This window comes from Streptomyces sp. TP-A0874, from assembly GCF_001748085.1.
GTDB lineage: Bacteria > Actinomycetota > Actinomycetes > Streptomycetales > Streptomycetaceae > Streptomyces.
Genome location: NZ_BBZK01000004.1, coordinates 286,942 through 298,980 on the forward strand (window position 1 = coordinate 286,942; position 12,039 = coordinate 298,980).

At 72.2% G+C, this 12,039-nt stretch carries 13 protein-coding genes, 1 tRNA gene and 1 pseudogene; 4 read left to right on the plus strand and 11 right to left on the minus strand.

Annotation, left to right across the window (positions count from 1 at the left end; translation table 11 throughout):
* Positions 1–172: 172 nt before the first annotated feature.
* The 4 genes and pseudogenes from BGP73_RS05315 to soxR all read right to left on the minus strand — a co-directional run bounded on the left by BGP73_RS05315 (position 173) and on the right by soxR (position 3,885).
* Complete coding sequence (locus BGP73_RS05315) at positions 173–2,155, minus strand: AfsR/SARP family transcriptional regulator (protein WP_244501096.1); 1,983 nt, start codon at positions 2,153–2,155, stop codon at positions 173–175.
* A gap of 153 nt (positions 2,156–2,308) precedes the next feature.
* A pseudogene (locus tag BGP73_RS21805) lies at positions 2,309–2,553 on the minus strand (LuxR C-terminal-related transcriptional regulator); the annotation flags it as partial.
* Positions 2,554–3,047: 494 nt separating this feature from the next.
* Positions 3,048–3,121 (minus strand) — tRNA-Pro (locus tag BGP73_RS05325).
* 155 nt (positions 3,122–3,276) lie between these two features.
* Positions 3,277–3,885, minus strand: a complete 609-nt coding sequence (gene soxR / locus BGP73_RS05330; RefSeq protein WP_079127215.1) for a redox-sensitive transcriptional activator SoxR — start codon at positions 3,883–3,885, stop codon at positions 3,277–3,279.
* A gap of 55 nt (positions 3,886–3,940) precedes the next feature.
* Between soxR and BGP73_RS05335 the strand changes: the two genes are divergently transcribed.
* Entirely contained in the window at positions 3,941–4,642 is a 702-nt protein-coding gene (locus tag BGP73_RS05335; protein ID WP_069812304.1) for a transketolase, read from the plus strand.
* Between the two features lie 27 nt (positions 4,643–4,669).
* Positions 4,670–5,578, plus strand: coding sequence for a transketolase family protein (locus tag BGP73_RS05340; RefSeq protein ID WP_069812305.1), 909 nt, complete (start codon positions 4,670–4,672; stop codon positions 5,576–5,578).
* 48 nt (positions 5,579–5,626) lie between these two features.
* Here BGP73_RS05340 and BGP73_RS05345 read toward each other — a convergent pair whose 3' ends face one another.
* The 5 genes from BGP73_RS05345 to BGP73_RS05365 all read right to left on the minus strand — a co-directional run bounded on the left by BGP73_RS05345 (position 5,627) and on the right by BGP73_RS05365 (position 9,611).
* Positions 5,627–6,547 (minus strand): alpha/beta fold hydrolase, encoded by a 921-nt coding sequence (locus tag BGP73_RS05345; RefSeq protein WP_069812306.1) that lies wholly within the window; start codon positions 6,545–6,547, stop codon positions 5,627–5,629.
* Complete coding sequence (locus BGP73_RS23445; RefSeq protein ID WP_244501097.1) at positions 6,544–6,873, minus strand: GNAT family N-acetyltransferase; 330 nt, start codon at positions 6,871–6,873, stop codon at positions 6,544–6,546. Before BGP73_RS23445 ends, BGP73_RS05345 begins: the two co-directional genes overlap by 4 nt.
* 762 nt (positions 6,874–7,635) lie before the next feature.
* The gene (locus BGP73_RS05355) at positions 7,636–8,448 is read right to left on the minus strand and encodes an SAM-dependent methyltransferase (RefSeq protein WP_069812308.1); all 813 of its coding nucleotides are present in this window, start codon (positions 8,446–8,448) and stop codon (positions 7,636–7,638) included.
* A gap of 56 nt (positions 8,449–8,504) precedes the next feature.
* Positions 8,505–8,741 (minus strand): DUF397 domain-containing protein, encoded by a 237-nt coding sequence (locus BGP73_RS05360; protein ID WP_069812309.1) that lies wholly within the window; start codon positions 8,739–8,741, stop codon positions 8,505–8,507.
* A gap of 3 nt (positions 8,742–8,744) precedes the next feature.
* Complete coding sequence (locus tag BGP73_RS05365) at positions 8,745–9,611, minus strand: helix-turn-helix domain-containing protein (RefSeq protein ID WP_069812310.1); 867 nt, start codon at positions 9,609–9,611, stop codon at positions 8,745–8,747.
* A gap of 136 nt (positions 9,612–9,747) precedes the next feature.
* On the opposite strand from BGP73_RS05365, the gene BGP73_RS05370 reads away from it, so the two are divergent.
* Positions 9,748–10,200: an ATP-binding protein gene (locus BGP73_RS05370; RefSeq protein WP_244501098.1), complete on the plus strand. Its 453-nt coding sequence runs from the start codon at positions 9,748–9,750 to the stop codon at positions 10,198–10,200.
* 147 nt (positions 10,201–10,347) lie between these two features.
* Complete coding sequence (locus BGP73_RS05375) at positions 10,348–11,157, plus strand: tyrosine-protein phosphatase (RefSeq protein ID WP_069812311.1); 810 nt, start codon at positions 10,348–10,350, stop codon at positions 11,155–11,157.
* Between the two features lie 10 nt (positions 11,158–11,167).
* Here the strand turns inward: BGP73_RS05375 and BGP73_RS22985 are convergent, their stop codons facing one another.
* Positions 11,168–11,302, minus strand: a complete 135-nt coding sequence (locus tag BGP73_RS22985; RefSeq protein ID WP_244501119.1) for a DUF6126 family protein — start codon at positions 11,300–11,302, stop codon at positions 11,168–11,170.
* Positions 11,303–11,322: 20 nt separating this feature from the next.
* Positions 11,323–12,018, minus strand: a complete 696-nt coding sequence (locus BGP73_RS05380) for a helix-turn-helix domain-containing protein (RefSeq protein ID WP_069812312.1) — start codon at positions 12,016–12,018, stop codon at positions 11,323–11,325.
* Positions 12,019–12,039: the final 21 nt, after the last annotated feature.

Genomic DNA, 12,039 nt, shown 5'->3' on the forward strand with positions numbered 1-12,039 from the left:
GGGGCTACCGCCGGCCCGCACTACACTGCCTGCATGAGCGACGAAGCTGCCGTGTGGCGGCGGCTGGCCGCCCTCCTCCCGCCCAGCGAGGCCGGGGCCGTCAGGGACTCATGGGACACCGGCGAGCAGGAGAGCGGGCTCGAACTGCTGTGGTCTCCGCCCTGCTGCGCCATCAGATCCCCCTGGACGGGACCGTCCGGGCCGAGAACCCCGTGGTCTGCGAGACCTGCGGGATGTGGCCGCACCCGCTGGAGCCGCGCATCTCCCGGTGTCCCTCCGGCCCAACCGGCTCGGGGCTGCGGCTGATCGAGGACCCGACCGCCGCGCTCCTGCCCGCGACCGCGGCCGGCCCGGCGCCCCCACCCGTCCCCGTCCCCGCAGCCCGTGCCCGGGCGTCCTCGCGGGCGAACAGCCAGACGAGGCGGGGGATTTCGTACAGTGCGGCGTGGGCGGTGATCTCGCCGCCCGGGATGGTGACCGCACCGGCGCCGATCAGCGTCTCGACGATACGGACGGCTTCCCGTGCGGAGCTGCCCAGGGCCTCGGCCGCCTCGGTGAGGGTGAAGGGGCCGGGCGGACCGGCGGCCGCCAGCCGGGCCAGGGCGTCGGCCTGAGGCGGCGGCAGGTCACACCAGGCCACGGTCAGCCGGTCGCGCACCACGACGTCCCCGGCGGCGAGTTCGTCCAGGGCGCTGGCCGGGTCCGCCAGCCGGTCCGCGTACTCGGCGAGCGGCAGGTGACGCAGGACGGCCAGGCGCATCCCGGCGACCCGGACACCGAGCGGCAGCAGACCGCAACCGTGCACGACGCGCAGGGCGGCGGCGCGGTCGGCCGCGACGCGTGCCGTGCCGACGAACCGGGCCAGCAGGTCCAGGGCCTCGGCCGGGTCCATCGGCGGCACGTCCACCCGACCGACCGGTGCCAGCCCGCCGAGCAGGCCGCGCGCCGTGACCAGGACGTCGGAGCGGCCCTCGGGCGCCAGGAGTCCGCGTACCGCGTACTCGCCAGGGGCGTCGTCCAGCACCACCAGGGCGCGGTGCCGCACCAGCCAGCGGTGCCAGGCGTCCGGCGCGGCGGGGACGCCGGTGAGTCGGGCCAGCCGGTCGAGGACGGCGGTCGCGGGCAGCACCGCGCCGGTGCCGTCGCGGAGCCGGACGAGGAAGCAGCCGTCGGGGTACCGGTCGGCCAGGAGCCGGGCGGCCCGCACCGCGAGGGCCGTCTTCCCGCTGCCCGCCGGCCCGGTGAGCAGCACGGTCCCGCCCTGCCCGGCGGGGCGGTCCAGCGTGTCGAGGAGGTCGCGGAGCTGAGCGCCGCGACCGGTGAACCCGGGCGGGTCCGGCGGCAGCGGGGCAGGGGTGGCGGGGCGCACGGCGGCACGGGGCCGCTCGGCGCAGAGGACGGCCCGGTAGCGGTCGGCCATCGCGCCGCCCGGCTCCAGGCCGAGTTCCCGGGCGAGTTCCTGCCGGTACTCGTCGTAGACGGCCAGGGCCTCGGCTCGGCGGCCCGACTGGTGCAGAGCGGTCATCCAGGCGGTGTGCAGGCGTTCGCGGAGCGGGTGGCGCTCGGCCAGCTCACGCAGCTCCTCGGCGACGGCCGGGCCGCGGCCGAGGGCCAGTTCGCACTCGGCCCACTCCTCGTGGACGGAGAGGCAGCGCCGCTCCAAGCGGTCGCCCTCGGCCGCGAGGGCGGGGGAACGCCGCAGGTCGTGCAGGGGTGTGCCCTGCCACAGTCCCACCGCCTCGCGCAGCGGGGCGACGGCGGCCTGCGGTTCGAGGCCCTCGGCGGACCGGGCGAGCCGGCGCATCCGCAGGGCGTCCACCTCGTCGTCCTCGACGCGCAGCACGTACCCGCCGCAGTCGTGGACGAGGAGGCCCGGTGCGGCGGTGGCGCCGTCGCCGAGCAGGGTGCGCAGGCTGCTGATGTACACCTGGAGGTTCTTGCGGGCGGTACGCGGCGGGTCGTCGGGCCAGACCGCGTCGGTGAGCGCGTCGGTGCCGACGGGGGTGTTGGGCCGGCTGAGCAGCAGGCCCAGGACGAGCCGCTGCTTGAGCGGCCCGAGGGGCAGCCGCACGCCGTCGCGGTGGGCTGCGAGCGTCCCGAGGACGGTGAAGTACGGTCGGGACTGGCGCGCTCTGGTCTGGGGCGCACGGGTCACGGGCGGGCCTCCGGTGTCCGTTCGTCGGGCACGGTGGTCACGCGTACCCATGGCGATGCTCGCCGGCGGGCACGCGCACGGCATCGGGGCGGTCCCCCTATCTTTCCGCCGCGGACCCGCCCAAAAATCCCGCGCCGCCCCCAGAGACCCGCCTCAGCTCAGCGCCGGGTCCGAGGCGCACTCGGCGGCGATCTCACAGAGGGCTGAGCGGTCCGGCCGCGGTCTTGGCGAGCAGGCTCGCCATGTGCTTCTCGACGGTGCGCGGGGAGTTCGAGAGGCGCCGGACGATCTGCTGGTTGCCCGGGCGGTCCGGGCAGGAGGAGGAGCACCTCGTACTCGCGCGGGGTGACGCCGCTGGGGCGTAATCGCGCGGGGATCCGGTCACAGCCGCCGCGGTGCGTGCGGCGCTGGCCCGGTCCTCGTCGAGGAGGGCACCGACGACCAGGCACCGGCCGTGCTGGAGCGGGACGAGGAGCGAGTCCTCGCCTCCGGCGCCGCGGAACCGCGGCAGGGTGGGTCCCGCTCGCGGCGGCCGCAGTGGGCGGAGAGATTGCACCGAGGGCGCGACCCACGCGCGCTGGCCCTGCCGGACGGGGAGACCCTCGTCGCGCTGGCCGACGCGCTCGTGGCCGCCTCCCACGACGAGTACCGCGGCTGCGAAGACGTGGTCATCTTCGCCGCGTGCACCGCAGCACGTATCGGCGAGGTCTCAGGCTGCCGCGTCGGAGACATCGACACCACCCAGTGGATCAGGACCGTGTGGCGCCAGACCACACCCGCACCCGGCGGGCTCACCGACAAGAGCACCAAGGGCAAGCAGGTCCCCAAGAAATGCTCAAGGGCCGGTTTCGGATGCCTCCGAAACCGGCCCGCGATCTGCGACTTCGTAAAGTCGGGACGACAGGATTTGAACCTGCGACCCCTTGACCCCCAGTCAAGTGCGCTACCAAGCTGCGCCACGTCCCGATGCTCGTCGGCCCGGCCTTGCCGCTCCGATCTCGCACGAGAACAATACCGCATTTCAGCGGGTGCTCGCTCCCACCCTCCTCGCCGGAGACCGGACCCGCCGGAGGACGGATCCGCCGGCCGGGATCACCCGTCCGCCGAGGCCGGTTCCCCGTTCAGCGACCGCCCTCGGACCGCGGTTCGGGGTCATCGCCCAGCAGGTAGCGGGCGCCCGATCCGCTGTTCGAGGCGACGTCCCCCGGGTTGTACAGAGCGCACTTGCGCAGCGACAGACAACCACAGCCGATGCAGCCGGTCAGCCGTTCCCGGAGCCGCTCCAGCTCCTCGATCCGCTCGTCGATCCGGCGGGTCCAGGTACGGGCGACCGCGTTCCACTGGGTCGCGTTGGGCGCGCGGTCCTCCGGGAGGCGGGAGAGGGCCCGCCCGGTCTCCTCCAGGGTGAGGCCCACCTGCTGCGCCGCCCGGATGAAGGCGAGACGGCGCAGGGTGGAGCGGGCGTACTGGCGGTGGCCGCCGGAGGTGCGGTCGGCCCGGATCAGGCCGAGTTCCTCGTAGTAGCGGAGGGCTGAAGGGGCCAGTCCGCTGCGGTTCGCCAGTTCGCCGATGGCCAGGCGTTCCCGCCTCCCCGTCTGCCGGACCACTCGGGCCTTCGGTCCGGGCGGCCCGCCGGAGGCGCGGCCCACCGCTCGGGCCACGACCTCCGGCGGCTGTTCTTCCGCCGCTGTCGGTCGCCTGGTCGTGGAGTCTGCCGGGGGCTTCGTCATGGGGGGAACCCTAGCGCTTGACCTCAAGTGAACTTGACATTGCACGATCTCTGTCATGACTTCCACAGCGCCCCCTGGGGGCATGGGTTACAGCGGGCTCTCGGACCTGATGAGCCTGATGACCGGCGACGAGAAGCACGGACCGGCCGCGACCTCGACGCTCGACGCGCTCTGGGTCCTCTACGACCGGGTGCTCCGGGTCTCCCCCAGCACCGCGGACCACCCCGAGCGGGACCGGTTCCTGCTCTCCAAGGGGCACGGCCCGATGGCCTACTACGCCGTGCTCGCGGCGAAGGGCTTCCTCCCCGTTGAACTGCTGCCCGGCTTCGGAGCGTACGACTCGCCCCTCGGGCACCACCCCGACCGGGTACTCGTCCCCGGCGTGGAGATCGGCAGCGGATCGCTGGGGCACGGCCTGCCGCTGGCGGTGGGCACCGCCCTCGGCCTGCGGGCGCAGGGCCGTACCGACCCGCGGGTGTGGGTGCTGGTCGGCGACGCCGAACTGGACGAGGGAAGTAACAGCGAGGCCATCGCCTACGCCGGCGTTGTGGGACTGGAAGGGCTGCACACGCTCGTCGTCGACAACGCCTCCGCCTCCCACCGGTGGCCCGGCGGGATCGCCGCCCTCTTCGAAGCCGCGGGATGGTCCGCGAGGACGGTCGACGGCCGTGACCACGAGGCCCTGTACGCGGCGTACACGGCACCGCACCCCGGCCGGCCGCACGTGGTCGTCGCCCGGGTGGAGCCCAGGAACTGAATCGCACCGAACCGAAAGGCTTCTGCCATGGACACCATGCGCGAGCGCTTCGCCACCACCGTCTCCCGACTGCTCGACGAGGATCGACGGCTCGCCCTCCTGCTCGCCGAGATCGGCAGGGACGGCTTCCGGAAGGCCGAGCGGCGCCACCCCGACCGGGTGATCAACGTCGGCATCCGGGAGCAACTGCTGGTGGGCGCGGCCGGTGGGCTGGCGCTCACGGGTATGCGCCCGATCGTGCACACCTTCGCCAGTTTCCTGGTGGAGCGGCCGTTCGAACAGGTCAAACTGGACTTCGGCCACCAGGGGACGGGGGCCGTGTTGGTGAGCGCCGGAGCTTCCTACGACTGGCCGGCCGGCGGTCACACGCACATGGCGCCGGGAGACGTGGCCCTGCTGGACACCCTCGACGGCTGGACCGTCCACGTACCGGGCCATCCCGACGAGGCCGAGGCCCTGCTGCGACAGGCGGCCGCGGCCGGCGACGACCGGGTCTACGTCCGGCTCTCGCTCCAGAGCAATCGGCTGGCGCGCACCGCGGACGGGGAGGGGTTCCAGACCGTCCGGGAGGGCACCGGCGGGCTGGTCCTGGCTGTGGGGCCGATGCTGGACAACGTGCTGGAGGCGGTCGAGGGACTGGATGTGACCGTGCTCTACGCCGCGACGGTGCGGCCGTTCGACCAGCGTGCGCTGCGGGCGGCCGCCTCCTCCCCCGGGGTGGCCGATGTGGTGCTCGTCGAACCGTATCTGGCCGGCACTTCGGTCGCCGCCGTCAGCGAGACGCTCCTGGACCGGCCACACCGGGTGCTCGGCCTCGGCGTGGCCAAGCGTGAACTGCGCCGTTACGGGTCGATGGAGGAGCACCTCGCCGGGCAGGGGCTCGATCCGCGTTCGCTCCGTGAGCGGATCACGGGGTTCCTGCCGGCCCGGCCCTGAACACCCGCCCGGTCGGAGCCGGTGCCGCCCGGGCCGCACCGGGTGTCCTCAGCTGTGCTGTTCCAACCAGGCCAGCAGGTCCTGCTGGACCTCGTCCCGGTTGGTCTCGTTGAGGATCTCGTGGCGCGCGCCGGGATACCCCTTCCAGCTCAGCTCCCGCGTGCCGAGCCAGCGGAAGTCCTCCAGGAGTTCGTAGACCAGCGTCATGCGCTGGTTGCACGGGTCCTCGGTGCCGACGGCGATGTGTACCGGGAGTTCCGCCGGGATCCGGGTGAGGTTGCCTGGGTCGTTGATCTTGCGGACGGCCATCACCCAGTCGAGGGCCAGGCCGGCGCTGAACGGGAACCCGCAGCGGTCGTCCGCCACGTACCGGTCGACCTCCGCCTCGTCCCGGGAGAGCCATTCGAAGCCGGTGCGGTGTTCGTAGGGGTCGTTGAAGGAGGCGAAGAGGTCCGGGACGTAGGACGAGACGGCTCGGCGCCCGTTGTCGGCGATCTCCCGCTCCAGTTGCCTGATGGAGCCTTCGATCTCCGCGCCGGGCAGGGAACGGAACGTACCGGAGAGGATCAGCCCGCCGAGTTCGCGGCCGTACTCCTGCGCGCAGTCCCGGGCCAGCATCGAGCCCATGCTGTGGCCCAGCAGGATCAACGGCGCCTCGGGGTGTTCGCGGCGCGCCCGGTCTCCGACCGCCCGTAGATCCGCCACGATGCCCCGCCAGCTGTCCGGGCCGACGATTCCGTAGCCGCCCGTCGAGGCGGCCGTCCCACCGTGACCGCGGTGGTCGGACGCGACCACGCCGTATCCGTGGTCGACCAGGAACCGGGCGAACCGGTCATAGCGCAGTGCGTGTTCGGCCGCTCCGTGGGCGATCTGGAGCAGCGCCCTCGGTGGCCGGCCCGCCGGCAGCCAGGTGTGGACGGCCACCTGGGTGCCTCCGGTGGTCGGCAGATGGTCGGTCTGTGGCGTCACTGCGCTTCCTCCAGTCGGGTTCGGGGGCTCTCTCTTCCCTTTCCCGCCAGGCCGCCGTCCGCCTCACCCGGCAGCGATCTGGCCGAGCGGTTTCGGTCCGCGGTGTGCTCCTCGGGGGTCAGGGAGAGGACGAGGTGGTCCTGCACGGGTCGGTAGCCGAGCCGGTGGTACAGGGCGTTGCTCGTGGGGTTGGCGAGGTCGGTGAAGAGCAGCACTTCCCGGGCGCCGGAGTCGAGGGCCGCTCGGCTGACCGCGGCGGTCGCCATCGCGGCGTAGCCACGGCCGCGGTGCTCGGGCGGGGTGTAGACGGGGCCGACGCGCACCACTCCGTCGAGGGTACGGTGTTGCCCGCGAGGGATCGGGGTTGACCGTCGTCCTCCCAGAGGGTGAGGCCGCCGTGTGCCAGGCGTTCCTCGACGGCCTGGTGCTGACGGGAGCGGTCCGTCGAGCCGGAGGTCTCCCGTTCGAACGCGGCACACCACTCGACCAGCAGGGCCTGGTCCGACGGGCCGGCCACTCTGCTGCGCCCCGCTGCTCCGGTGCGGGGCGCGGTGAGGCGGGCCAGCCGGTGCAGCCTGTCGGACCGCGCGAGCCGTGGCTGTTCCCCGGTGGTACGCCGCCAGGCCGCGGCGAAGCTCTCGGCGACGCTCCGCTCGGCGTTCACTCCGGTGAGATGGGGGTCTCCGCCGGCTGCCGACGCAGCGAGCTGCTCCACCGCCGCCGCCGGCATCTCCGACAGCAGGGCTGGGAAGGGCGGGGTCCATATGAAGACGCCGTCCACGGTTCCGTGGTCATCGTGCCACCAGCCGAACCGGGGATGCCGGTCGCCGAACCTGCGGTCGCCGATCCTTCGCAGCGAGTGCGTCACCGACACCAGCAGGGTGTGGGCGACGGGCCGCTTCCTGAGGAGCCCGCCGGCGGCGGTCGCGAGTTGCGCCGGATCGGTGGTGTGTGTCCATCGCCAAACCATGGTCCAGCATGGCGGGCGGCAGGTCCGCGCCGCATCCGGATATCGGCCGGGGGACGGTTCCGGCCGGTGACCGCCGGGCAGCTCCGGAAGCAGGCCCGGCGGTCACCGGCCGGTTCGGTCAGACCTTCCGCCCGACCCCTCCGTAGAAACTGACCTTCCGGTGCTCCTCGGACTCCCGGACCGCGTCATCCGGCCGCCACCTGGAGGCCTGCACCAGGCCCGGCTCCAGGAGTTCGTACCCCTTGAAGAGCGGGCGGACCTCGTCGTAGGGCCGGACCGTCAGGTGCGCGGTGGCGTTCTTGTAGACCTCGCGGGCGTCCTCGTCCTCGCCGATCTCGCCGTGGAAGTCGGCGGTGCCATGGGTGAGCACGAGATAACTGCCCTTGGGCAGGGCCTCGCTGAGGGTGGCGACGATGCCGGCCGGGTCCTCCTCGTCGGTGATGAAGTGCATCACCGCGACCAGGAGCAGCGCCACCGGCTCCGTGAAGTCGATGAGCCCCTGTATCCGGGGGTGCCGGAGGATGGCCTCCGGCTCCCGGATGTCACCGAGGACGAAGCTCGCGCCTCCCTGGTTGATCAGCTTGGCGCCGGCGTGGGTGGCGACGATCGGATCGTTGTCCACGTAGGCGACCCGGACGTCCGCGGCGACCTCCCGGGCCACCTCGTGGGTGTTCGGCGAGGTGGGGATACCGGTGCCGATGTCGATGATCTGCCGGACCCCCTTCCCCACCACATGGCGCACCGCCCGGTGGAGGAAGGCCCGGTTGGCCTGGGCGCTCACCAGCGCCTCGGGGACCATCCTGATGACCTCCTCGGCGGCGCGGCGGTCGACCTCGTAGTTGTCCCGGCCCCCGAGGTAGTAGTCGTACATCCGCGCCGGATGCGGTCTGCTGGTGTCGATCTGTTCGACGGGAAAGCCCTGCTCCGTCATATCCCTCTCCCCTCCGCTGGTCTTCGCTGCTGGTTCCCGATCGCCCCGCGACCGGGTCAGGTGAGCAGGAAGTCAGCGTCGCCGTCCTTGGCGCCCCGGATGAAGCTGGCCATCTCGTGATGCGTGTAGATCAGTGCGGGGCCGTCGGGGTCGGTGGACTGGCGCAGCGCAACGCGTCCGTCGCCGAGCCGCATGGCTTCGACGCAGCTTCCCCCGTTGCCGCCGCTCCACGGCTTGTGCCAGCCCTCGCTGCCGAGCTCCCGGGCGGGCATGCCGTTGTATATGCGATCCATCGTTCAGATCTCCTTGCGAATGCCACCCAGCAGAGCCTGGGTGGTGTGTACCGGCGCGGCCTGCGCGCACATCCGGTCCAGAGCCTCGCGAAAGGCCGACACATCGTCTTGTCGATCGAAGTACTCGGCGCCGATGAGGCTCTCGCAGTAAGCGATGTCCGGTAGTTCTGGCACCGGGAACCGGAAGATGTGGAACGGCCCGTACATCGCCGGATGCGGTCCGGCGGCGAACGGGATGACCTGGAGCCTGACGTTCGGCATCGAGGTCGCCTCCAGCAGCCTGGTGATCTGGTCCCGCATGACGTCGGGGCCGCCGATGGGACGGCGGAGCACCGTCTCGTCCATCACCACCCAGAGCAGGGGGGCGTCCTCGCGCTCCAGGACCGACTGGCGTTCGCGCCGGAGGGCCACCCCCCGCTCGATCTCCTCCTCGGCGGCGTGCGGCATCCCCGCTCTGAGCGCCGCGTGCGCGTACTCCGCCGTCTGCAGCAGCCCGGGGACGTAGTGCGGTTCGTAGGCACGGATGAGGTTGGCCTCTTGCTCGAGGCTGACGAAGACGCTGAACCACTCGGGGAGCACGTCGCGGAACCGGTGCCACCAGCCGGGCTGGTTGGCCTCGCGGGCCAACGAGACGAACCCCTCGATCTCGCCCTCGTCGACGACCCCGTAGGTCTCCAGCAGCTTCTCGACGTACGGGATCTTGAGGCCCACCTCGGCCTTCTCCATCCGGCGGATGGTGGCGTGGGTGACGTCGAGAGCCTGACCCGCCTGTTCGTAGGAGAGCTCGGCGTTCTCCCGCAAGGCCTGCAGCCGCTTGCCCAGAACGACGCGTAGGACGGTCGGAGCTCCACCCGACCGCACTTCTCTCACTGCCCATCCCCTCCAAGCGACTTGGCTGGTGGCAGTGTGTCACGCCTTCAACTGGGCAAGCCAGACTGTGTTTTCGATTCTGTAATTTACAGATTGATCCTTGCCAGGCGTCGCCAACGGATTGCATAGTGGCGGTGTGGTCATCCCCTACGACGCTCTCCGATCGGGACGCTCCGGCGGCTCTGTCGCCCAGCGCCTTCAGGACACCTTCCACCTGCCCGCTCTGAACTCCTCGGTCTCCAAGGCGAGGCGGCGTGCGCTCACGGTGCTACGCGAATGGGGGATGGACGAGGAACTCGGCGCCGACGCCGAGCTCGTGGTCTCCGAACTGTTCACCAACGCCGTACGCCACACCGACAGCGTGAAGATCATCTGCTCCCTGCGCATCGTCGGCTCCCGACTCCGGGTGGAGGTCGTCGACCAGGGCTGCGCGGAGGTCGAACCCCGGGTCCGCGACTCCGAGGACGAGGGCGGGCGCGGCCTGCTGCTCGTCGGCGCGGTGGCGGACGACTGGGGCGTGCGCCCACACGAGAGCGGGCGCGGTCAGGTCGTGTGGGCCTATCTGTCGCACGGCAGACCGACCCGCTGAGGCCCGGCGCAGGTCGGCCCGGAGAGCGCCGTCCGGCGCTGCCGCGCAACGGAATCCGCCGGTCGCCCTTTTTGGACCGCGCCATGTCGTATCGTCGAGGCCGGCCCCTCCCACCGCGGCCACCGACGGTCGACAGCAAGGAGCACCGTGACGCAGACCCCGCAAGTTCCGTCGACAGAGCCCCAGCTGGCAGGGGTGCGCAACTTCCGCGATCTGGGCGGCGTCCCGACCTCGGACGGGCGGCGGGTCCGGGCGGGGCTGCTCTTCCGCAGCGGTCACCTCGCCGGCGCGACCCCGGAGGACGCGGCCTACCTCGACTCACTGGGCCTGCACACGGTCTTCGACTTCCGCAACGAAGCCGACATCGCGCTCGAAGGCCCCGACGTCTCCCTGCCGGGGGTGCGGAACGTGAACATCCCGCTCACCGACCCGTCGGACGGCGCGGAGTTCTGGCAGGTCGTCAGGGAGGGCGATCTGGAGCGGCTTCGAGCCGAGTTGGGCAACGGGCGGGCGGCGGCCCGGATGACCAGCACCTACCGGGTGATGATCAAAACCCGCACCGCGGAGCACAGCCGGGTGCTGCACGCCCTGGCCGAGGAGAGCGTCCCGGCGCTGATGCACTGCGCGGCGGGGAAGGACCGGGCGGGCGTCTGCGTCGCGGTCACGCTGCTCGCCCTCGGGGTGGGCCGCGAGGCGATCGAGGCCGACTACCTCGCCAGCAGCGCCCCGCACCGCCGTTACCGGGTGAGCCGCAGCGCGGACGCCGCCGACGGACTGTCCGGCGAAGTGGTGGAGTTGCTGGACCCGCTCTTCGACGCGCGCAGCGAGTACCTGGCGGCGGCCTTCGAGGCCATCGAGGAGCAGTGGGGCACGGTCGACGGGTACCTCACCGAAGGGTTGAGGTTCGGGCCGACTCAGCGGGAACGGCTCCGGCGGCGGATGCTCGAACCCTCCTGACCCTCGGCTCTCACTCGGCCCCGACCTGGAAGAGCAGGTAGAGGAACCCGGCGACGACATGGCCGGCTATGAGGTAGACGAAGAGCCGTACGACGAGACCGCGGGGGAACTTCCCCTCCTCCTTCATGGGGCCCTCCCCCCTCATCGGGCCGGTGGTGTTCTCGGTCATGGTGTCGCCTTCCTCGGTGCTGTGAAGCCGTGGTCGCGGCCGCGGAGCAGTCCGCCACCGAGGCAGAGTTCCGCCTCGGCGCTTCTGAGCAGGGTGTGCACGAAGAGCAGGTCCGCGCCGCCGGGGGCCGTCGCGGCCAGTCGGTGCGGGGTCATCGAGTCGTAGTGGGCCGAGTCGCCCGGCCGCAGCCGGTGTTCCCGCTCGCCCAGGGTGAGTCGCAGTTCACCGTCGAGCAGGTGGATCCACTCCTCGCCCGGGTGCACCCGGACCAGGTCGCGTTGCTGCCCCTGCGGCACCTGCACCCGCAGCGCCTGCATCGCCCCGGACGGGGCGCCCGCCCTCCGGTAGACCCAGCCGTCCGCCTCGGCGGCCTCCATCTGGTCGGCGCGGATGACCGGTTCCCGTTCGGGGGTGGTCTCACCGAGCAGGTCGGAGACGGTCGTGCCGTAGGTGCGTGCCAGCGCGAGCAGCATGGGGAGCGAGGGCTGCCGTCGCCCCGTCTCCAGCCGGGACAGATACGCCGGCGACAGGCCGACCCGGCGGGCCGCCGCCTCGAGAGTGAGGTCACTGGCGCGCCGCAGCCGGCGCAGCCGGGGCGCCACGCTCGGCTGCTCCTCCGGCGTACCCTCGGAGGGAGGCCGCGGTGCGGGAGCGGGCTCCCCTCCGGGGCCGGGTGCGGGATCGGAGTTCATGGGGAGATTGAGCCAGAACTT